Annotated in this window: 24 protein-coding genes and 1 tRNA gene; 6 read left to right on the top strand and 19 right to left on the bottom strand. The window is 50.8% G+C overall.

Annotated elements, in window-relative coordinates:
- Nucleotides 1-87: 87 nt before the first annotated feature.
- The 5 genes from V8F51_RS18870 to V8F51_RS18850 form a co-directional block, all read right to left on the bottom strand.
- The gene (locus V8F51_RS18870) at nucleotides 88-1,350 is read right to left on the bottom strand and encodes an NtaA/DmoA family FMN-dependent monooxygenase (protein ID WP_337101930.1); all 1,263 of its coding nucleotides are present in this window, start codon (nucleotides 1,348-1,350) and stop codon (nucleotides 88-90) included.
- Nucleotides 1,340-2,494, bottom strand: a complete 1,155-nt coding sequence (locus tag V8F51_RS18865) for an LLM class flavin-dependent oxidoreductase (protein ID WP_337101928.1) — start codon at nucleotides 2,492-2,494, stop codon at nucleotides 1,340-1,342. Before V8F51_RS18865 ends, V8F51_RS18870 begins: the two co-directional genes overlap by 11 nt.
- 236 nt (nucleotides 2,495-2,730) lie before the next feature.
- Nucleotides 2,731-3,495: an IclR family transcriptional regulator gene (locus tag V8F51_RS18860; RefSeq protein WP_337101926.1), complete on the bottom strand. Its 765-nt coding sequence runs from the start codon at nucleotides 3,493-3,495 to the stop codon at nucleotides 2,731-2,733.
- A gap of 179 nt (nucleotides 3,496-3,674) precedes the next feature.
- Nucleotides 3,675-4,946, bottom strand: coding sequence for an S-layer homology domain-containing protein (locus V8F51_RS18855; protein ID WP_337101925.1), 1,272 nt, complete (start codon nucleotides 4,944-4,946; stop codon nucleotides 3,675-3,677).
- A 222-nt stretch (nucleotides 4,947-5,168) separates the two neighbouring features.
- A complete protein-coding gene (locus V8F51_RS18850) occupies nucleotides 5,169-5,927 on the bottom strand; it encodes an SDR family oxidoreductase (RefSeq protein WP_337101924.1) in 759 nt (252 codons plus the stop codon).
- Between the two features lie 216 nt (nucleotides 5,928-6,143).
- On the opposite strand from V8F51_RS18850, the gene V8F51_RS18845 reads away from it, so the two are divergent.
- Complete coding sequence (locus tag V8F51_RS18845) at nucleotides 6,144-6,758, top strand: TetR/AcrR family transcriptional regulator (RefSeq protein WP_337101922.1); 615 nt, start codon at nucleotides 6,144-6,146, stop codon at nucleotides 6,756-6,758.
- A gap of 279 nt (nucleotides 6,759-7,037) precedes the next feature.
- On the opposite strand, the gene V8F51_RS18840 is transcribed toward V8F51_RS18845, so the two are convergent.
- Together V8F51_RS18840 and V8F51_RS18835 are read right to left on the bottom strand one after the other, a co-directional pair.
- Nucleotides 7,038-7,844, bottom strand: a complete 807-nt coding sequence (locus V8F51_RS18840) for an SDR family NAD(P)-dependent oxidoreductase (RefSeq protein ID WP_337101920.1) — start codon at nucleotides 7,842-7,844, stop codon at nucleotides 7,038-7,040.
- Between the two features lie 37 nt (nucleotides 7,845-7,881).
- Nucleotides 7,882-8,634, bottom strand: a complete 753-nt coding sequence (locus tag V8F51_RS18835; protein WP_337101919.1) for an SDR family NAD(P)-dependent oxidoreductase — start codon at nucleotides 8,632-8,634, stop codon at nucleotides 7,882-7,884.
- 197 nt (nucleotides 8,635-8,831) lie between these two features.
- Here V8F51_RS18835 and V8F51_RS18830 point away from each other — a divergent pair, with 197 nt between their 5' ends.
- Nucleotides 8,832-9,473, top strand: coding sequence for a TetR/AcrR family transcriptional regulator (locus V8F51_RS18830; RefSeq protein WP_337101917.1), 642 nt, complete (start codon nucleotides 8,832-8,834; stop codon nucleotides 9,471-9,473).
- Between the two features lie 59 nt (nucleotides 9,474-9,532).
- On the opposite strand, the gene V8F51_RS18825 is transcribed toward V8F51_RS18830, so the two are convergent.
- On the bottom strand, nucleotides 9,533-10,057 hold the full coding sequence (locus V8F51_RS18825; protein WP_337101916.1) for a GNAT family N-acetyltransferase: 525 nt from the start codon (nucleotides 10,055-10,057) through the stop codon (nucleotides 9,533-9,535).
- A 167-nt stretch (nucleotides 10,058-10,224) separates the two neighbouring features.
- Between V8F51_RS18825 and V8F51_RS18820 the strand changes: the two genes are divergently transcribed.
- Both V8F51_RS18820 and V8F51_RS18815 read left to right on the top strand, forming a co-directional pair.
- Nucleotides 10,225-11,250: a matrixin family metalloprotease gene (locus V8F51_RS18820; protein WP_337101915.1), complete on the top strand. Its 1,026-nt coding sequence runs from the start codon at nucleotides 10,225-10,227 to the stop codon at nucleotides 11,248-11,250.
- A gap of 114 nt (nucleotides 11,251-11,364) precedes the next feature.
- Entirely contained in the window at nucleotides 11,365-11,793 is a 429-nt protein-coding gene (locus tag V8F51_RS18815; RefSeq protein ID WP_337101914.1) for a hypothetical protein, read from the top strand.
- Nucleotides 11,794-11,927: 134 nt separating this feature from the next.
- Here the strand turns inward: V8F51_RS18815 and yqeK are convergent, their stop codons facing one another.
- Entirely contained in the window at nucleotides 11,928-12,557 is a 630-nt protein-coding gene (gene yqeK, locus V8F51_RS18810) for a bis(5'-nucleosyl)-tetraphosphatase (symmetrical) YqeK (RefSeq protein ID WP_337101913.1), read from the bottom strand.
- Nucleotides 12,558-13,002: 445 nt separating this feature from the next.
- Here yqeK and V8F51_RS18805 point away from each other — a divergent pair, with 445 nt between their 5' ends.
- Nucleotides 13,003-13,887 (top strand): pentapeptide repeat-containing protein, encoded by an 885-nt coding sequence (locus tag V8F51_RS18805; protein WP_337101912.1) that lies wholly within the window; start codon nucleotides 13,003-13,005, stop codon nucleotides 13,885-13,887.
- Here V8F51_RS18805 and V8F51_RS18800 read toward each other — a convergent pair.
- Nucleotides 13,879-14,229, bottom strand: a complete 351-nt coding sequence (locus V8F51_RS18800) for an MmcQ/YjbR family DNA-binding protein (RefSeq protein WP_337101911.1) — start codon at nucleotides 14,227-14,229, stop codon at nucleotides 13,879-13,881. The two genes, V8F51_RS18805 and V8F51_RS18800, sit on opposite strands and share 9 nt — an antisense overlap.
- A gap of 85 nt (nucleotides 14,230-14,314) precedes the next feature.
- Entirely contained in the window at nucleotides 14,315-15,307 is a 993-nt protein-coding gene (locus V8F51_RS18795) for an alpha/beta fold hydrolase (protein ID WP_337101910.1), read from the bottom strand.
- 148 nt (nucleotides 15,308-15,455) lie between these two features.
- Here V8F51_RS18795 and V8F51_RS18790 point away from each other — a divergent pair, with 148 nt between their 5' ends.
- Nucleotides 15,456-16,535 carry an AI-2E family transporter gene (locus V8F51_RS18790; protein WP_337101909.1) on the top strand — a complete coding sequence of 360 codons (1,080 nt, stop codon included), beginning with the start codon at nucleotides 15,456-15,458 and terminating at the stop codon, nucleotides 16,533-16,535.
- Between the two features lie 27 nt (nucleotides 16,536-16,562).
- Here V8F51_RS18790 and V8F51_RS18785 read toward each other — a convergent pair whose 3' ends face one another.
- From V8F51_RS18785 to V8F51_RS18750, 8 genes are all read right to left on the bottom strand, one after another.
- Nucleotides 16,563-18,956, bottom strand: coding sequence for a transglutaminase domain-containing protein (locus V8F51_RS18785; RefSeq protein ID WP_337101908.1), 2,394 nt, complete (start codon nucleotides 18,954-18,956; stop codon nucleotides 16,563-16,565).
- 230 nt (nucleotides 18,957-19,186) lie between these two features.
- Nucleotides 19,187-20,143: a tRNA glutamyl-Q(34) synthetase GluQRS gene (gluQRS, locus tag V8F51_RS18780; protein ID WP_337101907.1), complete on the bottom strand. Its 957-nt coding sequence runs from the start codon at nucleotides 20,141-20,143 to the stop codon at nucleotides 19,187-19,189.
- Nucleotides 20,144-20,222: 79 nt separating this feature from the next.
- Nucleotides 20,223-20,299: transfer RNA gene (locus tag V8F51_RS18775), tRNA-Asp, on the bottom strand.
- A 306-nt stretch (nucleotides 20,300-20,605) separates the two neighbouring features.
- Nucleotides 20,606-21,295, bottom strand: coding sequence for an LrgB family protein (locus V8F51_RS18770; protein WP_337101906.1), 690 nt, complete (start codon nucleotides 21,293-21,295; stop codon nucleotides 20,606-20,608).
- Entirely contained in the window at nucleotides 21,270-21,647 is a 378-nt protein-coding gene (locus V8F51_RS18765; RefSeq protein ID WP_337101905.1) for a CidA/LrgA family protein, read from the bottom strand. Before V8F51_RS18765 ends, V8F51_RS18770 begins: the two co-directional genes overlap by 26 nt.
- Before the next feature lie 4 nt (nucleotides 21,648-21,651).
- Nucleotides 21,652-22,131 carry a YhcH/YjgK/YiaL family protein gene (locus tag V8F51_RS18760; RefSeq protein ID WP_337101903.1) on the bottom strand — a complete coding sequence of 160 codons (480 nt, stop codon included), beginning with the start codon at nucleotides 22,129-22,131 and terminating at the stop codon, nucleotides 21,652-21,654.
- Nucleotides 22,132-22,381: 250 nt separating this feature from the next.
- The gene (locus tag V8F51_RS18755; protein ID WP_337101902.1) at nucleotides 22,382-23,236 is read right to left on the bottom strand and encodes a MurR/RpiR family transcriptional regulator; all 855 of its coding nucleotides are present in this window, start codon (nucleotides 23,234-23,236) and stop codon (nucleotides 22,382-22,384) included.
- 17 nt (nucleotides 23,237-23,253) lie between these two features.
- Nucleotides 23,254-24,135 carry an ROK family protein gene (locus V8F51_RS18750; protein ID WP_337101901.1) on the bottom strand — a complete coding sequence of 294 codons (882 nt, stop codon included), beginning with the start codon at nucleotides 24,133-24,135 and terminating at the stop codon, nucleotides 23,254-23,256.
- Nucleotides 24,136-24,137: the final 2 nt, after the last annotated feature.

Here is a 24,137-nt window from a genome sequence, read left to right as displayed (position 1 = left end):
ATTAATTAAATATATTTTATAACTACCATTCTGTCAACACACTATTCCAATCGGATTAATTGTTTTAATATTGTAAGGCTAATGGCTTCAATCTGGCAAACCCAAGTGTTCGCGCAGCGTCGCCCCCTCATAGCGGTTGCGGAACAATCCCCTGCGTTGCAGGACCGGAATAGCCAAATCCACGAAGTCGTTTAGACCGCCCGGCAAATACGGAAACATAATATTAAAGCCATCGCTGCCCTCTTTATCCAGCCACTCCTCCATATAGTCGGCAAGCTTCTCAGGTGTCCCGACAAAAGACAGATGACCCCGCGAATCGGATATTTTTCGGCTTAGCTCCAATATCGACAGGTTTTGCTTGGACGCCAGCTCCACTAATTGGCTGCGGTACGCCAAATCATCATGCGTCAGACGAGAGCTTGGCTCAGGCAACTCGGGCAGAGGTCCGTTCGGATCGTAATCCGAGAGATCAAATGCGAGACTTTGAGAAAGGCTGTTAATGGACAAGATTGGATGAATCAGACTCGATAGGTAGGCTTGCTTCTGCAGCGCCTCTTGTTCGGTAGCCGCAATAATCGGGCGCAAACCCGGCAATATCTTGATATCGTCGCGTTTTCTTCCGAATTGAGCCATGTGGTTTTTGACGTTCGCGTAAAAGGCTCTTCCTTCCTCCAGATTGGAGAAGGTCGTAAAGACGGCATCGGCCGTCTTCGCGGCTTGACGCTGGAATTCGACCGAGCGGCCGGCCTGGATAATCAAAGGCTGTCCTTGCTCGGAGGCAGGAATATTCAGCCCCTCGTTAACTTCAAACCATTTGCCCCGATGATGGAAAGCTGCTTCGGAAGAGGCGCCGCTTCGCCAAAGCTTCTTAACCAGCTCGATATATTCGTCCGTCCGCTCGTATCGATCGGCGTGGCTCATCGCTTCCCGCTTAAACAGATTGTCATCGTCTTTCCCTATCGTGCCAGTCACCGCGTTCCAAGCGGTTCGGCCTCCGCTTAACAAATCGGCAGTCGCCATCTTACGGGCAATCTGGATAGGCTCCATATAACTCGTATTTAACGTACTAATAAGACCTATTCTTTCGGTATGCGAGGATAACGCCGAGATAAGCGTCAACGGCTCAATGCCTCTTGTAAGGACATGCTCGGCGATTCGGTCTCCCCGCTCCTGACCCGGCAAGGATATGGCATCGCCAAAAAAAAGCATATCGAGCTTGCCTCGCTCGGCCGTCCGCGCCAGCTCCTTATAAAACTCGAGCGTAAAGATACCTTTCGGATCCAGCCCCGGATGCCGCCATGTATTGACCGTGGACATAATGGCGCTCAAAATCAGCTTTTTATTTGCCATCGTCGCCATTCCCCTTTCTCTGTTGTTCTCCGATAAGAGAATACAGCCTATTTCCCGGACGCGATAATCCGATGTTTTCCCGGAGAGTTTGGCCTTGGCAGCTTCGCTGCACGATTCCCCTCTGCTCAAGCAAAGGAATGACTTGTTCCACGAATGACTTCACATGCGCCATCAACGTCTCCGATGATAGGATGAAGCCATCGACCGCTTGTTGACCGAACCAGTATTGCAATTCATCGGCCAATTGCTCAGCCGTTCCGGACAGCAGAAGCAGAGGGTTCGCCTCCGGCCCTTGTCGTTCCCTTGTAATAGGTTGTTGCTTGTCTTGCTCTGCCAGATTTTCTATTGGCGCCGTTACTTCGACCTTAATGAGCGCAAGCTGTCTCGCTTCCGCTTGCCTGTTCCGCAGTTGAAGGCGACGCTTTATTTCCCCGTTTTTTTCGATAGCGTCTGCGAAGGAGGACGGGCGCAACATGACAATATCCGCCCAATGCGCCGCGTAATCATCGTTTAAAACAGACTGCTCTTCCGTCGCCAGTACAGGATACCCTTGCAGCGGACGCGGAATGCTTAATGGTCCTGCAACGTTAAAGTGCCGGCCGTGATGATCGATCGTGCGTACACGACCGCGATCCAAAAAACGTCCGCTTGCTTGATCCGCCAATACCGCCTCATCGTCCCAGCTGTCCCACAGCTCCATCGCGACGGCGAAAAACTCCGCTTTCCGTTCCTCATAATCGGCAGCCGTTTGCTCTGCCGCCAATTTCCACCCAGCCCTTCCGCTGCTGGCATGATCCAAGGACGATAACGATCGCGCGACATGGAACGGCTCATTATGGCGAACATCCGCTTCGGCGATGAGGCCGATATGACTCGTTATTCCCGCTAGATAACCCATTAACGAATTGCCGTCTAGATGAATGGGCGAACTGGACAAGGACCCACTGGCAATAGGGGAAGCAGACGCCGGATCCCTCTCCAGTATGAATGCGAAAGCCGCCGATTCGGCCAGTTGGACCTTTTGTCGGTACCAACTTCTCCATTCGTCCGCAGCCGATCGGCTCTCAGCCTGCCTATCCTGTTCCCCGATGCTCGTGCCCGCGTCTCCCAAAGACAGCGCGAATAGAAGCGATCTTTCTCTCAAGCTATGACTCAACGCGTTCACTCCCTTGCGATTAAATGCCAATTAGAGATTTGAACAAATTATCACTATTAGATACTTAAATATTACATATCGATAATATTAGTAAATATATAACCATTCATTTCGTCTGTCAATATCTTTTCACAGTATTCTTATCCGAATTAAAATAAACAAAAAAAAGGACTGTCCTTAAAGGTGTTTTAACCTTTTGAGACAGCCCCGTTTTTGCAACTTCGCTATACGGTTTCCGTATTATCGCTTGCCTGCATACCGAATTTTTGGGATAGCTGTTGAGCTGCGTGCCAGACAAGTCCTTCGTCGTCCGAATCCTTCACGAATCTAAAGTTAGGACCGGCTATCGAAATGCTGGCAACAACCATGTTGTAGCTGTCGAGGATCGGAGCCGCAATTGCAAATACATCCGAATCAACCTCCCCATGTGTAACGGCAACTCCCTTACTCCGAATAGAAGCAAGCTCTTCCCGTAAATCTGACGGAGACCCGGCAAAACCTTCCGCCGCTATATCCTGAATAAACTTCTCCTGGAACTTCTGATTTTCATAAGCTAAAATGACTTTCCCTGAAGCACCAAGATGCAAGGGTAGCGAGCGTCCGTCTTCAATAACAAACTGAATCAATTCACGGCTTTTGACATGCTGAATGCAAATGGCATTGATTCCCGAGCGAATGAACAGCAATGAAGTTTCATGCGTTTGTTCCGTCAATTCCTGCATAATCGGCAATGCCAATGATAGCAATTCCCTATAGGTTTGCTGCGTAAGGCTTCTTGCCAAGTCCAATATACGCAGTCCCAACCCTATCTGACGCTTTCCTTTGCGCTCTACAATGCCGTTCTGTTCCAGCGTCTGAAGAAAGCGGTAAGTCGTGCTTTCGGGCAATCCCGCCTTATCCGCAATTTCCGTTACGGATAAAGTGCCGTTCGATTCAGCCAATGCGAATAAAATATCGAGCGCACGGCTGAGCGTTTGCGTTCCGTTCATTTTACAACCTCCATTTACGTCCATACAATCGATCGTTTCATGCAGATATGAAATCTGGTTAGTTATAACAGGTTGCAACCTCTCAAAAAGTATAGTTAACCGTCAATAAAATAGCAATGCTTACTCGCATAGAAAAAGAAAGAGCCTGCTCGCAAGCAGACCCTTTCCCTATTACAAAATTATTGTGCCGCCGGAACGGTAAATACCGTAGCCGACAAATACGTGCTCTCCATGTAGCCGATATCGACGATAAACGTTTGTTCCTTATCCGTTGCTTTGAATGGCGCGAAGCGGAACGTCACCTTATTGGCTTTGGCATCGTACTCTCTCGATGTAATCTCAATCGGAGTGTACTCTCCGTCCACATCGTAAGAAATTTCGACTTCATCGATATTCATATTCGCCTTGTATGTTTTGCCGTCGTACTCGTATTCAAACCAGTCCGGCTCGTCGATAAAAGTAAATTCGATAACGCCGTTGCTGCTTGTGATTTGTTTAATATTGTTGTAATCCAAGCGTACTTTCTGAACACCGACAATCGCTCCGTCTGCTTGCGACGTTGCGACAACCTCGAATTCGCCAACCCAGAAATACCAGCCAACTGTTAAGCGGCCCGTGTTTGGATCGATGCGAATACCGTAGTCCTCGCCATCGCTCCAAGCTGGAAGCTCTGTTTTGAACGGAAATCTAAGGCTCCATGTCACTTTCTCGCTGTCGCCCGTATACGTATACGGATAGAACTCCTTCAGATCTTCCAGCGCATAGTCGAGAACGATGTTCTTCGCGCCTTTGACCGTGGTCGAAATATCTACTTTCAGCGGAGGAAGCTGGGTTGGATCGGAAGGAGCTTCAGGGCGTACCTTCAACTCCGTCATGCCTGCATCCTTCACATTCTTAATGAACTGGACCGCTTCGGCGCGAGTCAACAGCCCTTCGCCTTGGTAACCCTTGATCGTTGCAGAATCTTTGCCTTTGGAGAGGTTGTTGGCCAGCAAATAATGAATAGCGTTACTACCTTCATAGTTCACGCCGTTAGCGCCTGCAATAATCTCGGCAACGGACAGTCGGTTAATCGATTGGCTGCGAATCTCCTTGCTATCTGCACCCTTAACCGGGTAATGGAATGCATCGACGGATTGATAGACTGCATCGGTCCAATGTGCTCCTGCTGCCGTCTCGCCTACTTGGACTTTGAACGCGCCTAGCAAAATCTTCACAAACTCTGCTTCAGTTACGAGTTTGTTCGGCTTGAACGTGCCGTCTGGATAACCATCAACAATCTTGTTGGCTTGTGCCCACGCAATCGTGTCCTTCGCCCAGTGCTTCTCCACGTCGGAATACGACGCTGCCTCGGCTTGAACGGCTGGTACTAAAGCGATGAATAGAGAAAGAATAAGAAATAATGAAACCGTCTTTGTCGTAAAGTTGCTTGCTGCTGTTCTAACTGTCACATGAACGACTCCCATCCCAATAATTTACTAATACATAATACATCAGGGAAGTTCGTTTGTCATTCGATTTATTTACACATTTTTCTTTTTAAAACGGATAGATTGTGAATTAATTCAAATTATTAATCGCGAAAGCCTTTGATTACAAAATAAGTTTTATAACAATTATAAGAAATAGCGGCCCCTAAGCGGGAGCCGCTATTTCATTTATTGACTGTATGTTTAATAAGCCAACCAACCTGCATCTGCTGTAACGACCGTACCGTTCACGAAGCTTGCATCATCGGAAGCAAGGAACAAGGCAACCTTCGCGATTTCCTCAGGCTCGCCCGCGCGCGGGTTAATGCCCATGCCGGCCATCGCGCGGCCCATGCCGAACTCGTTCGGTGCAGTGAGCGTGGAACTAATATTCGTAATAACACCGCCTGGCGCAATCGCATTGCAACGAATGCCTTCATTCGCGTATTGGAAGCCAACATTTTTCGTGAAGCCTACCACGGCATGTTTAGCAGCTGTATACGCAGCGCCCGCTCTAGAACCCTGCAATCCGCCTGCAGACGCGATATTGACGATGACTCCGCTTTTTTTCTCGAGGAAAATTTTCAAGGCTTTGCGTGTCGCTCTCATCGGGCCTGTCGTATTGACCGCGAAGACGCGATCCCACAGCTCGTCCGTCAGATCGGCAGCCGGAACGAAGTTATCCATAATGCCGGCGTTGTTGACAAGAATGTCCAGCGTGCCGTATTGCTGTACCGTCGTATCGATCAAGTTCTGAATATCTTCTTCCTTAGCAACATTCGTTGCCAGGGCGAGCGCCGTTCCGCCCTTGCTTACGATTTCATCGACAACCTTGCCGGCTGCCTCTGCATTAATATCCGATACGACCACCTTAGCGCCTTCTGCCGCAAACAATTGTGCAATTGCTTTGCCCATTCCCGATGCCGCACCCGTCACGATAGCTACTTTGCCCGATAGTTTCATGCTTCATCCTCCGTTAGCTCAATTGGTCATGCTCTATTCATCGAAACTGCTCAACATTAGCAATCATGCGACAGGATAAACATCACATCACATGATGCTTTTAGTATAATAAAGGTTAAATGGACGAACAATCAGTAATCGCCGGCCGTTTGTTCAGTAATGAACAATGAGACCCCGTATGTTCGTTAACGCTGCAAATAAAAGGACGTGTAGCCGATGCAAGTGTCCAAGCCAAAGCTTGACCGCCGAATTGTACGGAGTAAAGAAGCCCTTAAGCAGGCGTTGTTATCACTAATGATGAAGAAAAAGTTCTCTTCTATCTCGATTACGGAAATCGTCGAGCACGTCAATTACAATCGCGGCACGTTCTACGCTCATTATGATAATAAGGAAGCTCTTCTTGACGATATCGTCAACGAACTGATGGATGAATTCAAGCAAGCGTATCGGTCACCATACGAGCAGGTGGAAGTATTCCACGTTGCTGAAATGTCGGCGAACGCAATCAAAATATTCGAGCACATCCACGCGCGCGCTTCCACCTATAGCGCCTTAATGAACAATGACGTCCTTCATATCCTAAAGGACAAGATGTACCGCGTCCTGCAGCAATTATTCATCATGGACATGGAGCAAATAAACAAAGACATCAATCAGGAGCTGCTTATCGTCTATAGCGTGAGCTCCTTGCACGGCCTGATCTTCTATTGGATCGAGAATGGCTTCCCGTTCTCCCCCGTCTACATGCAGGAGCAGCTTCACAAATTAATTAACAGTCCGGTAATGACAAGCCCAATCCATATGTCGCGACCTGAGCTGCGACTACGTTAAGGGGAAGGCTGCCGTTGCACTTTCTGCAACAGACCTACGCTTTTCAGCATCCATGCCGTGCGCTGATTGCAGATTGTGCAACGGAATCAGCTTTTCATAGGCGAAGTAGTAGCAAAATTCCGTATTCTGTTGCACTTACTGCAACCAGGCTCTGTGGAGGAGTTTAAAAGAGCCCTGTCTGTTGCATAATGTGCAACGAAGCGAGAATCGCCAACAAAAGAAACAGGATGGAGCAGAAATAGTCCCTGCTCCATCCTGTTTTCATATAAGTTATAGGTATTATTGCTGGAACTGCGCCAAATACTGATTAAAGTCGGAGATACTCGGATTCGCCATATAATGCCCGCCCTCGACTTGAATCGTCTGGCCGGTTATGAATTTGGATTCATCGGAGGCAAGGAACAACACGGTATATCCGATGTCGTCGGCTTCGCCATGATAAGGCAGTGCGTTGTATTTTTCGAAAATATCAAGCACAGCCTGAGGCATGCTCGTTTTCGCCGCAGGAGTAAGGATAAGTCCTGGTGCTACAGCGTTGCAGCGGATGTTGTCCTTGCCGTACTGCGCCGCGGTATATTTCGTAAGATTGACGACGGCCGCCTTGGAGGCGCCATATGCCGAACGAACCGAATCGCCTGCGAAGCCCGCCATTGAAGCCGTGTTGACGATGGAACCGCCGCCGGCCTTAACCATATGCGGAATCGCGAAACGGCTTCCGAGCAGCACGCTCTTCGCATTGACGTTCATGAGCCTGTCCCATTCCACCAAATCGATATTCACGACATCAAGGTCCTTCTGAAGATCGGTCAGGCCTACGTTGTTGAATAGAACGGTGATCATCCCGTATTGCTTCACGGTGAATTCGACCGCTTCCTTGATCGACGCCTCCTTGGAGGCATCGAGGAACAAGCCGACCGCTTCGCCTCCAGAGTCTCGGATAGCCGCCGCTGCTTCATTCGCTCCGTTCACGTTATAGTCGGCAATTACGACCTTTGCTCCTTCGCGGGCCATCAACCTCGCCGTCGAGAGACCAATACCCGAAGCTCCGCCCGTAATTAGCGCGACCTTCCCTTGTACGCGTCCCATATGCGCATTCCCCTCTCGTTGTATATTTTACGACCGCTTACTTGGCCGTTACGCCGCCGTCCACCGGCAGCTCAACGCCTGTAATATACGATGCGTCATCGGAAGCAAGGAACAGCACCGCTTGCGCGACCTCGGAAGCTTGTCCCACTCTCGGCAACGCTGTCTGCGACAAGAACCATTGCAGCATTTGCTTGTTGTTCACATGCTCGGAGCTCATCGGCGTCTCAATATAGCCAGGGTGAACGGAATTGACGCGAATATTGTCTTTGCCGAAGTCGGCTGCCGCCGCTTTGGTCAACATCCGAACGCCGCCTTTGGATGCGGTATACGCGCCAGCACCGCTGCTGCCCGTCAGACCTGCGATAGAGGAAATATTTATAATAGAACCGCCCTTGTTCGCTTGCATATGCGGAACGACATGCTTCATCCCAAGGAAGGTGCTCGTCAAGTTGATTGCCATTACTTTATTCCATTGTTCGACTGTCGTATCCAATAAGCCAATCGCCAGCGAGATGCCTGCGTTGTTGACGAGAACGTCGATGCGGCCGTATGCGGCTATCGCGCCTTCCACTACTTTGACCCATTCATCCTCTGACGCTACGTTATGTCCGAAAGCAATCGCTTGTCCGCCGCTGGCAACAATCTCGCTTACAACGGCTTGAACTGCCGTTTCATTAATATCTGTTGCTACGACAGCCGCCCCTTGGCTTGCGAACAAGAGCGCTTCCTCGCGTCCCATGCCGCTGCCGGCTCCCGTTACAATTGCTACTTTATTCGATAATCTAGTCATGCTCATCTCTCCCCTTCACGATTGTTTTCACTAAAGATGATCTATTGGAAAGCAGGTCGTGATAGTATTACTATCACTATGATTTACATAATATCATATGACCGATCAGAACTCAATTGTATCTTGCTTACTGTATGCCCCTATCGGTATAATAACTAAAAATACAGGTGCGAAGAATGGAAGAGGTCGACGTGCTCATGGATCCAAAGGAAAGATACGAGAAGGAACGATATGACAGCAAGCAGCACCGATTAGCAACGATTATCGATGCAGCGGAGCGCGTGTTCACGAAGAAGGGAATCGAGAAAACGACGATGCAGGATATTGCGAGCGAAGCGAATATCGGCATCGCGACACTGTTCCGTTATTTTGCCAAAAAAGAAAAGCTGGTCGTTGCCGTCGCCTCCAAGCTGCTGGAGCCAATCTACGAGCGCTTCCAAGCGATCGCCGCGCTTCCAATGAACTGCCTGGAGAAGCACGAGGTGTTGTTCGACTTCTTCATTGAGGACCACAACAACTCCAGCGCGAAGTTTATGGTTGATTTCGAGAGCTACGCCTCTCATTCCGCAGAGCCGCTTGAAGATATTTTGCAATTTAACGCCTTGAACCGGAGTGTATCGCGCGAATATGCGAAGATTGTGCAGCAAGGCATTGCTGACGGCTCTGTCCGCTCCGATCTTCCGGTACGAGAGACATTGACGACGCTCGTTAATACGTTCGGATTGTTCTCCAAGAAGCTGTCCTCGCAGAAAAACATTTTGCTGCTGGAGTCCGATCTGGAGTCCGATCATCAGCTGGCCATTCTCAAAAAAGTATTCATTGATTATTTAAAAGCATAATCACAAGAAACGAAAAAAAGCCGGGCAGAACGGAAGGTAAAACTTCCGTAACGCTCGGCTTATTCATTATCGATCCAAAACCTTCTAATTACGTTGCCGTCTTCTTCCACAAAATCGTGATCTGGTATGCCGCCGTTTTTTAGAATCGTTTTGGCAGAGGCAGTATTGCTTTCATCGCATACCACAAGAACACGGTTAATGCCTAGATACTTCGTTTCAATTAAGGAAAGCCGCAACAGCTCGCCGGCGTAACCCTTTCTTCGCTCCGAGGGACGAATCCCGTATCCGATATGACCGCCTCTCTCTAACAGAAAAGGAGTTAAAGCATGTCTGATGTTAACAACGCCAAGCAGCAGCCCGTGCTCGCCAACAAGCCAATACGTAGAATCCGGCACCCAGCCTTCAGGCAGGTTTTCTCCCCTCTCCCGCTCTTCATACCAGCTAATCATCCCGTCGAAATCAGAAGGATCCTTGCCGATGACCCACGGAACAGGATCTTCGCCGCTCAATTGCCACTCCATATAGTACTCCATATAGGCATCTCTCAAAGCTTCTGTAGGCTTCGTTAATCGAACTTTTTCCATCGCTGCTTGCCTCCGATTCGTTGATCCGCGACTATTAGAACATTTGCAACCCGATCAAATTTCCTTTTTGTTGCAACTATATCATATATCGACACGTTAATAGGATAGATTTGGTTATTTTTACAGAATGCATGAATCGCTGCACACATTGAGGAGGGTAATTATTTATGCGTAAAAAGAGAATGCTAGTCAGTATCGCTGCCGTACTAACGGTAGTAACCTTGCTGGTGAACAGCACGCCGGCATCCGCAACCGTCACCTCTTTCGGCAAATGGGCAAGCCGTACGAAAACGATGTACGTCAACACGAGCAGCGCCACTACCCCATGGGCAGCCGGAGCTAACAAATGGAAAACCAACACCAACTTCAACATAAGCACAACGCTTGGAACGAGCAGCACCTATTATGCGGTTAATGTGAACACATCGATGGCTACATGGGACGGGTTATGCACCTTTACCGTAGACGCAGGCATTATAACGCAAGCGACATTGAATATTAATACGTATTATACCTCGCAGAGCAAGTATACGAGCAGCATAATTACTGCTGTTGCCGCGCATGAAGTCGGGCATTCGCTAGGTCTCGAGCATACGTCCGTCGTGGAGACGACCTCTATTATGCATCCTTACACGTTTAATTCGAACGGCACAACGGCAAGAGCTCTCAACCCTTCCGCCAACGATATCTCTGTCGTCAACGGCTTGTACCCGCTCCAATCGAGCTTCGCGCTTGACGAATCGAGCATCGAATCCGAAGCGCTGGCAGACGGCGTCTACGTTCATCCATCCTGGTCCGTCTATTACGAGGATGAAGCCGCGCTCACCGAAGCGGCCGATCTCGTTGTACGCGGCCAAGTCGTGAAAGAGAAAGGAAGCAAATACAAGAAAGGCGACTACAAAAATTACACGACAGATGTTAACGTTGGCGTTCTCGAAGTGCTGAAGGGCGAATACGTATCCGGCCTACCGATTACTTTATCGCAAATGGGAGGAACGGACGGGGATGTTACGGTGTTCTCCGATATGTCCACCTACCTGAAGAAAGGACAAGAGGTCATCTTATTCCTGCGCAAGATGGCTGATGGAACGTATATTCCGATCAATGAAGACGACGGTATTTATGTAGCCGATTCTAGTTCGTATGCGAACATTGCATCGAGCAAGAAGCTGGATCAGAAGAAGATAAAGTAGACTCGCTGCAGGAACAAAGAACCGCCTCTCGGCTTGCAGAGGCGGTTCTTTCTGTTTTCCAATAATATGCAACATCTAGGCCAAACCATGCGTTTAGAGGATGAGGTGAACAAGATGAAAAAACTAATATTAATTTTACTGATCGCTTTGACTAGCGCTTGCTCGAACGGCGATACCGCCAGTCGGGCTGACGACTCCGCCGAAGCTTCCAGCGCTGCCGCCGCTATGGCAGACAATAGCAGTACAGAGACCCTAAAGAAGAGCGTAACAAAGTCATTCGCTTCCTTCCCTTATGCGCTAGTCAAATGGAACAATACCGTATATAGAATTACGTTCGCTGAAGCGATCATGCCAAGTGAAGAAATCGGCGAGATTCAATATACATCGCTTACGGAATCCGGAGCGACGCCTAATAATTTTTCTACCGAATACGAAGCGGGAACGAAGCTTTGGTCGATCGACCAGATCGATACGAGCGACGCCATCGCCATTGAGGCAGCTCCAGGAAAGTATGTGAAGGCGGTCAATCCTAAGACAGAATAACTTCTACAACACCAGCATGTTAAGCGCCTTTATTAATGGCTCGCCTTGAGTCCCGAATCAATAACATGAACAAAAGCCGGCTGGTCAGAGAGGCCTTCATACAGCCCCTGTGATCAGTCGGCTTTTGCCGCTGCCTAATAACCCTTGAACTCATCGTTCGATAGCTCATCCCTGGCCGCGATCAGCCAAGGATGAACCAGCTTCATATTCGCCCGGTTGTCCCAGAGGTGATCGAGATACACCAAGATGCCTTCGATGAGCTGGTCGTTGTTCACTTTGTCCTTGATGCTCTGCAGGTAAGGGTGCTCGCCGGGAAGCTCCCATGCCATTTTATCCGAGATGAACAGCACTTTATCGAGCAGCGTAGAGTTTGCCTTGAGCGTTGTGTGGCATTCGATCGCATTCAGGATTTCCTCGTCCTCGATAAGAAACAGTTCAATCGCCATCGCTCTCGATAGCTTCTGATGAACGATGCGGTCGTACTTCCTTTCCTCCTCCAGGATCGGAATGCCCAGCTTATCAGCCGTTTCCATCATCTTGCTAACGGGGATGACGTTGCTAATGTCGTGCAGCAGCGCCGCCGTTACGGCTTTCCTCGGATCGGCCTCGTATCGTTCAGCCACCTTCTGTGCGACTCCGGCTACCTTGTATGTATGATCCAGCGTTTCCCGATCGTCGTTCAACTCGAAAAACCACCTAATATCTGAACGTAAATTGCCGGTTGACTGAAACCCTTGCATATAAGGAAGTAAAACCTCATTCATCGAAACGCCCCCGCCTCTATTTGTTTTCGGCCAACACGGTTAGCATTCAAAAAATCTTTTAACTAAGACCCCATTTCCTTCTATCCCTCATGCTGTGCCACCTCTCCAATGAACGCCATCCCTAACCACCTTTATATTATATCATTTGTTATTTGTTTCTCATCGCTTTCGTCGGGCTTGGCGGCTGCACTTTCTGCAACGGATTGACGTTTGGAGAGCCTCGCCCCCTTGTCTCCTTGCACTTTCTGCAACAGAATGATTCCGGTTGAAACATGATAGGCGCATTTTCCGCAAATCTGTTGCACTTCCTGCAACGGCAGTCTTTTAATGTGCTAATAAGAGCCTATCAGTTGCAGATTGTGCAATGAAGGGCAGTAAAGCGCATAAAACCCGTAAATCTGTTAAAATAGTAAAATGATGACACTTTAGCGGAGGGAATTTCTCCATGTTGCTTAATGACCATAACGAGGACCAGCATCACTTGATGGCCCATTCCATAGCTTTGAAAGCCGATTGCGAGAGCTGCTTCGGCTTATGCTGCATATCGCTTCCGTTCTCGGCTTCGATCGATTTCGGGATGGACAAGAACGCCGGACAGGCTTGTCCGAGCCTGCGCGAAGACTTTCGTTGCGGCGTTCACAGGACTCTCAGGCAGACAGGATTCAGAGGATGTACGGTATACGACTGCTTCGGTGCCGGCCAAAAGGTGTCACAAATCACTTACCGCGGAGTCAGCTGGCGCGAAGCGCCGGATACGGCGAAACAAATGTACGAGGTGTTCCCGGTCATGTGGCAGCTTCACGAGCTGCTCTGGTACTTGGCGGAGGCGCAGCGCCTACAGAGCAACGGCAGTCCCCTCCGGCGCTCGCTTCTTTCCGCGTTCGAAGAAACGGAACGACTTACGTATATGGCGCCAAACGATGTGTTATCGATCGATATCCCGAAGCATCGGGCAGACGTGAACGTACTGTTGCTCCAAGTCAGCGAGCAAGTACGGGAGCATGCGCTGCGCCGGTGCAAGACGCCGCCCAAGCATCCTAAGAAAGCGGGACGCGGCGCAGACCTCATGGGAGCGAAGCTTAGAGGAGCGGATCTAAGAGCCGCCAACCTGCGGGGTGCATACCTCATTGCGGCTGACCTTCGGGACGCGGATCTGAGAGCGGCCGACCTCATCGGCGCCGACCTCCGCGATACCGATATTCGCGGAGCCGACTTGTCGCAAACCCTATTCCTAACGCAGGCCCAGATGAATGCGGCGAAGGGCGACGCGCGCACGAAGCTCCCTGCGGCGCTCGCAACTCCTAGTCACTGGCTTGCCGCGTCAGAATGAGATGCCTAGCTCGTTATACGCCTTAATCGCCCTCTTCGGCGCGATGCTGCTCCATGCCTTGACGAGCAGCCCTTTCACCTCGCGTGGATCGGCGTTAGTCATATGAATGTGCATATAGTTCATGTTCGAGAACGATTCTGGTATGGAATAGACTGCGGAATCCAAGTCCGTATAGATGATGCGATCCTCTCCCGTTGTTTTCACCGTTAGCGTGACGCCGTCTTCCTGAACGACCGCAAAAATTTTGCTGCCGATCCGGTAAGACGGCTTTCCCCAATGCTCCATCTCGTGCGCTTCGGGTAAAGCTAGCGCAAAGCTTTGAACCTCTTGTTTGGTTATCATAACAGCACGCACCTCCATCTTAATGAACGCTTCTAGCTCCAGTATAAACGAATCGGTAAGACGATATAACGCTACTCTTCATAGTTTAGACGAGAGCGTTAAGCAGGCGAACAACTGCGTCGATTACCGCTTGCGGTTTATGAATCTGTATCGCATGCCAGCTATCTTCCACAATCGTATGCTGTGTTTCTTTCGACAATTGAAGCAGCACTTTCTGCCCCTCCAACCAATCTTCAGTCTGATTGGCAGCCGTCAGCACGGCTATCGGCATATCTGCTCGCAAAGGACGAGACCGGCCAAGCTGTGCAGCACTTTCCTCCACATGAAGATATTCAAGGTAAGCGGCCCGATACGCCGAACTTCGATAGCCCATTGCCGTCACATGCTTCTGAACACAGACAGGCAGCCTCTTCGTGCCTACATGCTGCCTCACCATTCTCGGCACGCCTATAGTGGATAACAAATAACCAAGCTTATATTTCAATCGATGTTTATTGCGCAACGTTTTTCTGCTGCTATCCAAACGCTCTTCCAAAAAACGCCCCTCGTGCGTCGCATCGACCAGAACGATTCCAGCAATCTCGTCCGGATATTCAGCCGCGAACATGCGCATGATCATCCCCCCATACGAATGCCCTACGAGCAAATAGGGAGGGGTCAGCTTCAGCTCGCTCAGCAGTCCACGCAAATCCTCTACATAATGCTTGCAAGTCGGCCTCTCCAGTATACCTGTACTCCAGCCGAAGCCGGCACGGTCATACGACAATACTTTCGTGTAGGTAGACAACTTAGGCTGAACGAGCGACCAATCCAAAGCGCAGCCGCCCATGCCCGCTTCCAATACCACAGTAGGGCAAGCTGGATTGCTCTTTCCGCTCACGATCGCATGCAAGCTGCGAGGCCCGACTCGAACAAGCTCGCCCTGCGGCTTATGCTTATCCCCCTCATATTGCGACAAAGCCGCCTGCATGAACGCAAGCGGGAAACCGATAACCGATATGGCCGCACGCAGCATTTGATTGCCAATAGGTATCCCCATTCGTCCTATCACCTCAATCCGATTGGTTTGTAGTCCCATCATAACGGCGTGGCGCTGGTCAAAAAAGAGAAATTGCTTCACGGTAAATTTCCTGTTTTGTGAGCGGATAACGTACAAAGCGTAGGCCCGCAGGTTTCAAACGTTTCGTAATCGGGTACGGTTACTATAAAAAGCCGGAGGGGATTGGATGACCAAACTGAATAACTTCAACCGATATTGCATTTCCGTCATTCTCTTTCTGGTCATTGTTTATTTGGGAGCCAAGGTCAACTTCATATTCAAGCCGATCGTATCGTTAATTACCGTCATTACGATTCCGCTTATGCTATCCGTTTTCTTCTATTATTTGCTGCGGCCGCTCGTTAACCAAATGGAAATTCACAAAATAAACCGCTCGCTGGCGATTTTACTTATCTACGCGGCAATCGCGATTATGTTCGTCGTATTCGGCATTCTCGTGTGGCCTCCGCTGCGCGCCCAATTAACGATGCTCGTCGACAATGCGCCGAGTCTGTTCGATACGCTTAACGAGCAAGCCAAGGAGCTGGAAAGAAACGAGCTGTGGTCCCGATTCATCCCCGATGATCGGAGCCCGCTCAGCGCATTCACGCAATATTTGAACAAAGGTTATACGTTCGTGAGCAATTACATAACCGGCATGTTTGCCTTATTTTCCAATATCGCGATTATTTTCATCATCTTCCCGATCATTCTGTTCTATATGTTGAAAGAAGGGGACCGTTTCGGCCGAGCCCTCGTTACCGGCTTTCCTCTTCGGTTCCGCAAGGATGCCGCGGAGGTCGTATCCCATATTGACGAAGCGCTGAGCAGCTTTATCGTCGGGAAGGTGATCATTAATCTTTCGCTTGGCGTGCTCATGTATATCGGATTTCTGATCATTGATTTACCCTATGCGCTTTTGCTGACGGTCGTAGCGGTCATTTTGAATTTCATTCCGTTTATCGGTTCGTTCCTATCCTCGATCCCCATCGTCATCATCGCCTTTATCGTATCGCCGACAACCGCAATCTGGTCGGTATTCATTATTACCGCGGCGCAACAAATTCAGGATAATCTGATTGCGCCCTACGTGTACGGCAGGCAGCTCGACATTCATCCGCTGACGACGATCATCCTCGTCCTTATCGGCGGCGATTTGGCCGGTATCATCGGCATTCTGATCATTATCCCCGTTTATATGATCATTAAGATTATCACGACCAAAGCGTATCAGCTGTTTTTTCAAAAAAAATGGGAGGAGGCGTAAGCCCACTCCCATCATTCCTAACTATGGTTACTCTGCGCCGTCAGCGAATACGACCATATAGTTGCCCATTGCGGCGAATTGGGCCGTTTCCAGCTTGTCCGGCGCGCTCTCTTGCAGCGCCGAACCGATCGCCGAGTAGAAGTCGTCTTGATCGTAGTCGCCCGTATAACGAATGACAACGATCGAATCGCCTGCTGCCAGCTTGCCTGCTAGAATCTTTGTGTAATCATCCAGCGTGCTTGCTTCGAGCTTGTTCACAACGTAATAATCGTTGGAATTGTCTTTGCCGTAGAACTGCTCGATTTCCGTGTTCACCCAGTATTCGTCGGAAATAATCGAGTTAACGGCAACGGCCGAATCGTCGTTGGAGTTGTATAGCAAGCGGAAGCCTAGGCTGCTGTCGCTATCGTTGTTCGTAACATCGACATGCAGCCACTCGTCGCCGATCTTCACCTTGTTCCATGCATGGGGAACGCCGTTCGCGTCTCCGGTTACGACAATCGATTCCAAGCCTGCGAGGTCGCTCAGAAGCTTGTACGAATAAGCATAGCTCATGCAAACGCCAACCTTTTTGACCATAATGCCGTAGGTCGTGAACGAATCGTCGAATTGCTCGTCCAGGTCGCCCTGGAAGTCGTTCGCCTCGGCTGCTTTCAGTGCCGCGTCGTCGTATTCGGTGTTGTCCGCCAAGTAACGGTAGATCGCTTCGCGTTTCTCCTCGTCGGACATGCCGTCCTTAATGATGTCGGCTACGATTTTCGAAGCTTCGGTTACGATCTCTTCCTGCTGTTTCTTGATTTCCTCCGAGTTGTCATTGTATCGAACGCCAAGCGTTAATTTCTTGTAGTCATACCCCCAAGCATCGAGGCCGATAATGAGCGGGTTCTGGTACATCACCTCGAGAAGCGTGTCCGTAATCGTCTCGTAATTCTGCGCCTCCGGGAACGCTCTGAGCGAGATCGCTTCGTTGCCTGCCAGCAAGTTGATGGCAAGATACGTCTCAAATGCCGTATCCGCGTTGATCGGAACGTCTTCCGGTAAGGCGGGCAGCTCGTCGTTATTCGCTTCTTCGACGATCTTATCCGTATTGCTCTTCTGCTCCTCGACAAGCGAGTCGGATGTTTCCGATGGCGCCTGCGAGCCCGTATCGATAATCGTCGGCACGTCCGGCGCCGGTACGTAGTCCGTTTCGTTCTCCGGATCCATCCGGGCAGAGGTCGTGTTCTCCTGATCGGTGCCGCCAAGCGCAGCAAGCTCTTCCTTCGTAATATTAGAAATCGTCACGTCACCTTTAAGAGCCGTTCCTTGAATGTTGTACGGAATGACGGCATCGTCGAACATGTCAGGCACGATGCCATCGGTAAGGTAAATAACATTGTAATCTTTCTCCGATCCGTCGATCATCTTCACTTTTGTCTTCTTCGGCAGCTGGTCGACATTGTCCGCGAGCTTGAAGGAATCGTCAACAAGCTGGCTCGGAAGCTGTCCGCCGAGCTTCGCACTGGATACATAGTTACTTGCCAGCGATTCCTTGCCGTTCTTCACCGCCGTAATAAAGTAATCGCCGCTAACCAGCACGTTCTGCTCGTATATGATTTGTTTGTCGCCAAAGAATCCAAGCCCGTTGTCGCCATCGTTCGTCCAATCCATAAAGGAGGTATCCTTCACCGTCGCTTGAATGAACGGATACAAGGAATCATATCCCGTTTCGGCAGCGCTGATCGGCGTATTGGTGAAATTCTCGAGATCTTCCGGCTTCTCGATCTGATAGATGTTGTAGCTGTCGGCGCCTTCCACGGCATTCCATACGAGCTTCAAACGTCCGTCCGACAAAATCTCATGATGCAGCGTAGGCGTTGCGACCTCCGTCTTGATCGTGAACGGAATAATGATCGGCGTTTCCAGCTCGGTCGGCTCGGTCGCATCCATATCATAGTTGATCTTGATATAGTAGACCGGCGCGCTGCCCCAATCCAGACCTTTTGGATTCGAATCCAATGCTAGAACGCCGTTGATCGGCTCTACTTGAGCGACCGTCTTGCCGTCCTCCGTTTCTTCCAACGCTACCAATGCGCTGATTTTGCTCGCATCGAGCGCCTTAATATCCGTATGGACCGAGATGATCTTTTGGTCCTCGTCCACATAGCCGGTTGGCGTAAGCGAAGACAGATTCGTCTGGAACTGAAACCTAAATATCTCGTCCTGCTTTACATTGTACAAAGGCATAATTGCTTTATCCTGCGAGGAACCGAACTTCTGCTTCAATTCCTTTACCGTACCGCCCTTGAACGGCGTGTCGTCCTTCTGCTGTTCAACCTCCGCCGTATCTCCTTCATTGTTGGCATCCTCTGCGCCGTTGCCCCCGAAACAGCCTGTCAACACAAGCAGGCAAGCCAGAACTAACAAGGAAAGCTTCTTCATCCCAAATACACCTCTGCTTTGCATTTTTTCATTTCCTTACCTTCCAAATGATTCCTTTGTAAACTCTAGCATAATTTACCTAGCAATAGAACACAAAAAGACAAAAAACGCGATAATTCGCTAGATTTCTAGTGACCTTTGACGCAAGAGGAGCTTTGTTTTCTAGTAAAAAAGCCATAGGGAACAAAGAAGAAATTCCATTCTTCTCTATTCCCTATGGCTTTATTTCATTAGCCCAGCAGACTTCCTAACCCGTCATCCGTTACCGTTATACCTGTCCGCGGGACTTGCGAGAGCCGGAAATGCGGTATCAGCTCGCTGGCACGGACAGGCTCGGGCTTGTCGATAAGGCCGCTGACCGAAGCCAGCCAGCCGATGACTTTCTCCGGCGCCGTGCCGGACTCGCGCAGCGCGGCGAGCGAGATGCTTCCGTGGCGCTTGGCGAGCCGCTTGCCGTCCGTGCCGAACAATAGCGGCACATGGGTAAAGCGCGGGGACTGCAGTCCGAGCGCCTCGTAGAGCTGAAGCTGCCGCGGCGTCGAGTCGAGCAGATCCGCGCCGCGCAGCACGTCGGTGATGCCCATCTCGGCATCGTCGACGACGACTGCGAGCTGATAGCTGAACAGGCCGTCGGCCCGCTTCACGATGAAGTCGCCGCCCGCTCCCGGCGGGAAGTGCTGCGGGCCGGCGATGCCGTCATCGAAGCCGACCGGCTGCTCGTCCACGGCGAAGCGCAGCGAAGGCTGCTTGAGCAGCCCGCGCTCCGCCCGCTGCGCCGGTGAAAGGCAGCGGCAGGTGCCGGGATAAGCCGGCCCCTCGCTGCCAAGACCGTGCGGCGCGCTGGCTACCGCGGCCAGCTCGGCACGGCTGCAGAAGCAGGGATATAACCTCCCTGCTTCCTCCAGCTTAGCGAGCGCCGCCTCATACATGCCGAGGCGCTCGCTCTGCGTATAAGGACGGTGCGGCCCGCCGACATCGGGCCCCTCGTCCCAGTCCAGGCCGAGCCAGCGCAGGTCCTCCAGCGCAAGCTCGGCCAGTTCTGCCCGCGAACGGGACGTATCCACGTCCTCCATTCGCATAATGAATGTGCCGCCTGCGCTCCGAACCTGCAGCCAGGAGAGCAAAGCGGTTCTTGCATTTCCGATATGCATCAGCCCCGATGGGGTCGGGGCGAATCGTCCTCTCATGGCGGCCTAAGCCTCCTTGCCTATGTATGCAAAAATGAGCAGGAGGCAAGCTCCTGCTCAAACTGGTTTATGAATTAAATGGCGGAGCTGACGGGATTCGAACCCGCGGTCTCCTGCGTGACAGGCAGGCATGTTAGGCCTCTACACCACAGCTCCGCGTAACAAGACAAGTAGTATCTTATCATGACGGCGGTTGGTAATGCAACCTTTTTTTTCGCGGCTGATTATTAACTAATATCAACAGTTAGCCCGTTTGAGCTTTTCGTTTACAATAGCGAACCGTAAACATCTTATTTGCTCGTTGTCCTCTGATCGGCATCCTTAACGAACCTAAAGACTCTTATTCGCCTCTGTTCCTTGCATACGAATGCCATCTTGGTGAAATAGCCATTCCTAGATTCGTTACAAACCGAATATCCTCCGGAATTCAAAAATAAGCTTTTCTGAGTTCCTTATATCCTATTAAATAATCCAGTATAAAGGAATCATGAGCACGGAGGTAATGATCCCGGCCGCTGCCATGGAGAATCCGCTGATGCCGCCCAACGACTGGGATTCGGCGATCATTCGCGCGGTGCCAATGCCGTGCGCGCTAGTGCCCATCGCTGTGCCAAGCGGAATATCGCCGCGTATGCCGCATAACCGCAGCACGGCCGGACCTGTCACGCTTCCGACGAGGCCGGTCAGCACGGAGAAGGACGCGCTAAGCTCAGGAATGCCGCCTGCCCTTCTAGCGATTTCCATCGCTATCGGAGCTGATACCGACTTCGACAGCATCGACCGGATCAACTCCTCCGGGCTCCCCGTCAGCGACAGTAGAAGCGCGGTGAAAGCCACCGATATGAGCGAGCCTGCCGTGATGCCAGCGAGCACGGGGAGCAGCGCCTCCTTGATTCGTCGGGCATTCTTATAGAGCGGGACGGCCAAAGCTACCGTAACCGGTCCAAGACAAAGACTTAACCAGTCGCCCCCGGACTGATAGAAAGCAAGCGGAATATGGCCAGTCGTGAGCAGGACGATCAAAACCGCCGAGGCAGATACGAGCGGGTGCATCCAGCGCCATCTTCTTCGGCAAGCCAGCGCTGCTAAATAAACAAGGAGCGTGCCGCCTACGCCGAACATCGGATTATTGAGCCAATGTGCGGGATTCATCAGCGGATCGCTCCTTTCTCGCGCTATATTTGGTTACAAGGCCGGTAACGACCATCACAAGCCAAGTCCCCGCAACGACGCTCATCAAGATAGGCAGCCATTGCGGAGCCATAAGCTTCGCGAACGCAAGCGTGCCGACAATCGACGGGATAAAAAACAAACCCATATGCTTCAGCGCAAGCCGTCCGCAATCCTCGACCCAGGACAGCTTGATGACCTTCCCAAACAAAGCGGCAACTAATAATAGAAGACCAATTATGTTAGCAGGCAGCGGTATGTTGAACCATTGTTTGATCCACATCCCCACCCAATAAAACAAAGCAAAGATGACCGCACCGAGCATGACCTTCATGCAGCTACGCAAGCTCAAGCAGCAGATCCTTATGAATCTTCACGACGGCTTTCTTAATCGGCGAGCCTTCGCCCATCCCAGGACGATGAATATCGCCTTGGAAAAACACAGCGAACATGCCCGGCTGCAGGGCAAGCTCAACCTCATCCGGTTGAGGAGCGTATAACGCATAATCGGACTTCTCGTCATACGCCTGCGTGGGCAGCACCCCTTCGCGCAGCGGCGACCAGCCGATCTGCTCCGATCCTTCTATTAAATAATGAATATCGATGAATTGCTCATGCTTCTCGGCAACCTGCTCCTCGCGAGTTTTCGTGTCGAATGACATGAAGTTGACGTAGAAAAGGTCTTCCTTGAACGTGACGCGGCCTTCAAGCGGTTCGCCGCTTCCCACCGTTTGCTTAAGCAGCTCCAGAGCCTCTGCAATAACGGCAAAACCTCCCGCAGCACACTCCTTATTTGAAGCTAAAGATCCCATAATCATTGGGTTTCCTCCTCGCTAATGTACCTAACCTAATACTCGCTATATTGGATTTTCGCACTAACTATTCTCAGGTTGAGCAGAGATTTAGGGCTATACTGGATTCCTGCATTAACTTTGCTTTTTAATGGAAATTTTTAGGAGGATGATGTGAAAGTTAATGCAGATATCCAATATAGCTTTTGTAGAAGAATGATTCGCAAAAAGTTGCTGCAATTATCCAACATAGGTTTCCTCTCGAGCATGCTGAAGGCTATAACAGCTTAACCGCGACTGCGGCTGACGTATTTTCCCTGCTCACGATGGAATCCTGATACGTGCGTTTGAAGTATTCGATATACAGAACATCAAGCAAATACAGCTGAGACAACTTCGCTGACAATGAACCGCCCTGGAGCGGACCTTCGTTGGCCCCGCAGAGCAGCGTGATATCCGAATAGGCGGTAAGCGGCGACTTAACGAACCGGGTAATGACGATTACCGCCGCTCCCCGCTCCGTCGCCTTGCGTGCGACCTCTATCGAATCCTTCGTCGAACCGGAATAAGAGATAATGACCGCCACGTCCTTATTCGTCATAAGCGAGGCCGACATCACCTGCTGATGGGAATCAAAGGCGCATACCGTCTTGTTCGTAATGCGCATGAACTTGTTGTTCGCTTCTAACGCAGTCATTAAGGAAGATCCGACGCCGAAAAAATGAATCCTGTTCGCCTCGATCAACAGCTCGATCGCTTTGCCTATTTCCGTGAACTCGATTCTCTTGTACGTTTCATTCAGCGCGTTCATATTGCTGGCAAGCGCCTTGGAGGCCACCTCCTCCAGCGAATCGTGCATCAGCACTTGATCCGAGAGCTGCGGAATTTCGTTGTCGACGGACGTGCTATGGGCAAGGTCGATCTTGAACTCCTGATAGCCCTTGAAGCTGATCGACTTGCAGAAGCGAAAGATGCTCGACTCACCGACGCCGCATGCGTCGGCCAGATCGGTTATCGACATATAGACGACTTCCTTGGCATGCTCAAGAATGTAGTCGGCGACTTTTTTCTCCGTATTCGTGAAGCGGTTATAGCTCGATTGAATCGTCGAAAAGATACTGATCGCGCGCAATTTGCTCCCTCCTAACACTAACTTACATACAGCGATGCGGCTCCGAGAACGCCCGCTTTGTTGCCAAGCTGCGCCGGCAGGATGCGGACGCCTCTGAAGCTCGACATCACGAGCTCCTTCGTTCTGGCCTCCACCTGCCGAACTAGCTCGAGCTGCTCCATAACGCCGCCGCCAACGACAATCGCAGCGGGATTGAATACGTGGATTAAGGAAGCAAGACCGATGCTAACCTCGTCGATCCAACCGCTCAGCAGCTGCTCCAGCCTGTCATCGCCATTATTGATTTTGCTGAATATCGTTCTGCCGTCCACACAATCCGGATCGACCTGCCGCGCCAGCTTGACTAGCGCCGTCGTCGAGGCGAAGCGCTCGTAATAGGGCAGCATGCCCTCAGAGCCGGCAGCATCCGGAAGCGGATGCGTGAACATATGCCCGAATTCCGCTGCTACGCCATCCGCGCCTTTGTATAGCTGCCCCCCGATCACGATCGCACCGCCGATGCCGGTGCCGAACGTAAGGCAGAGGAAATGCGAGTAAGGCTTGCCTGCACCGAAGCAGGCTTCTCCGAGAGCCGCCGCATTGACATCGTTCTCCACCTTGACCGGAACGCCGAACCGTTCGCCGACGATTCTCGCAACCTGCATGCCTGTATAATGAGGAATGTTGGCGTTCGCATAGACGATATAACCTTCCTCGGCGTTCACTTGCCCTGCCGTGCTGATGGCGATACGGTCATAGCCCTCGTATGCCGCCATATGCTCCATCAATCGCTGAACGACATGCGGACCGCCTTTACCGCTCTCGGTCGCATATTCGGTGAACCTCTCGATATGCCCCGTCTCGTCGCAAAGGCATAACTTCGTGTTCGTTCCGCCAATATCCGCAGCTAAAATCTTCATCG

This window comes from Paenibacillus sp. YIM B09110 (genome assembly GCF_037167145.1).
Lineage (GTDB): Bacteria > Bacillota > Bacilli > Paenibacillales > Paenibacillaceae > Pristimantibacillus.
This window is presented reverse-complemented; position numbering and strand designations above follow the sequence as displayed.

Excerpts from the sequence above, each read along its gene's own strand:
- V8F51_RS18870 (WP_337101930.1), bottom strand. The coding sequence starts at position 1,350 with ATGGCAAATAAAAAGCTGATTTTGAGCGCCATTATGTCCACGGTCAAT.
- V8F51_RS18860 (WP_337101926.1), bottom strand. The coding sequence starts at position 3,495 with ATGAACGGAACGCAAACGCTCAGCCGTGCGCTCGATATTTTATTCGCA.
- V8F51_RS18850 (WP_337101924.1), bottom strand. The coding sequence starts at position 5,927 with ATGAAACTATCGGGCAAAGTAGCTATCGTGACGGGTGCGGCATCGGGA.
- V8F51_RS18845 (WP_337101922.1), top strand. The coding sequence starts at position 6,144 with ATGCAAGTGTCCAAGCCAAAGCTTGACCGCCGAATTGTACGGAGTAAA.
- V8F51_RS18840 (WP_337101920.1), bottom strand. The coding sequence starts at position 7,844 with ATGGGACGCGTACAAGGGAAGGTCGCGCTAATTACGGGCGGAGCTTCG.
- V8F51_RS18835 (WP_337101919.1), bottom strand. The coding sequence starts at position 8,634 with ATGACTAGATTATCGAATAAAGTAGCAATTGTAACGGGAGCCGGCAGC.
- V8F51_RS18830 (WP_337101917.1), top strand. The coding sequence starts at position 8,832 with ATGGATCCAAAGGAAAGATACGAGAAGGAACGATATGACAGCAAGCAG.
- V8F51_RS18825 (WP_337101916.1), bottom strand. The coding sequence starts at position 10,057 with ATGGAAAAAGTTCGATTAACGAAGCCTACAGAAGCTTTGAGAGATGCC.
- V8F51_RS18820 (WP_337101915.1), top strand. The coding sequence starts at position 10,225 with ATGCGTAAAAAGAGAATGCTAGTCAGTATCGCTGCCGTACTAACGGTA.
- V8F51_RS18815 (WP_337101914.1), top strand. The coding sequence starts at position 11,365 with ATGAAAAAACTAATATTAATTTTACTGATCGCTTTGACTAGCGCTTGC.
- yqeK (WP_337101913.1), bottom strand. The coding sequence starts at position 12,557 with ATGAATGAGGTTTTACTTCCTTATATGCAAGGGTTTCAGTCAACCGGC.
- V8F51_RS18805 (WP_337101912.1), top strand. The coding sequence starts at position 13,003 with ATGTTGCTTAATGACCATAACGAGGACCAGCATCACTTGATGGCCCAT.
- V8F51_RS18800 (WP_337101911.1), bottom strand. The coding sequence starts at position 14,229 with ATGATAACCAAACAAGAGGTTCAAAGCTTTGCGCTAGCTTTACCCGAA.
- V8F51_RS18795 (WP_337101910.1), bottom strand. The coding sequence starts at position 15,307 with ATGGGACTACAAACCAATCGGATTGAGGTGATAGGACGAATGGGGATA.
- V8F51_RS18790 (WP_337101909.1), top strand. The coding sequence starts at position 15,456 with ATGACCAAACTGAATAACTTCAACCGATATTGCATTTCCGTCATTCTC.
- V8F51_RS18785 (WP_337101908.1), bottom strand. The coding sequence starts at position 18,956 with ATGAAGAAGCTTTCCTTGTTAGTTCTGGCTTGCCTGCTTGTGTTGACA.
- gluQRS (WP_337101907.1), bottom strand. The coding sequence starts at position 20,143 with ATGAGAGGACGATTCGCCCCGACCCCATCGGGGCTGATGCATATCGGA.
- V8F51_RS18770 (WP_337101906.1), bottom strand. The coding sequence starts at position 21,295 with ATGAATCCCGCACATTGGCTCAATAATCCGATGTTCGGCGTAGGCGGC.
- V8F51_RS18765 (WP_337101905.1), bottom strand. The coding sequence starts at position 21,647 with ATGAAGGTCATGCTCGGTGCGGTCATCTTTGCTTTGTTTTATTGGGTG.
- V8F51_RS18760 (WP_337101903.1), bottom strand. The coding sequence starts at position 22,131 with ATGATTATGGGATCTTTAGCTTCAAATAAGGAGTGTGCTGCGGGAGGT.
- V8F51_RS18750 (WP_337101901.1), bottom strand. The coding sequence starts at position 24,135 with ATGAAGATTTTAGCTGCGGATATTGGCGGAACGAACACGAAGTTATGC.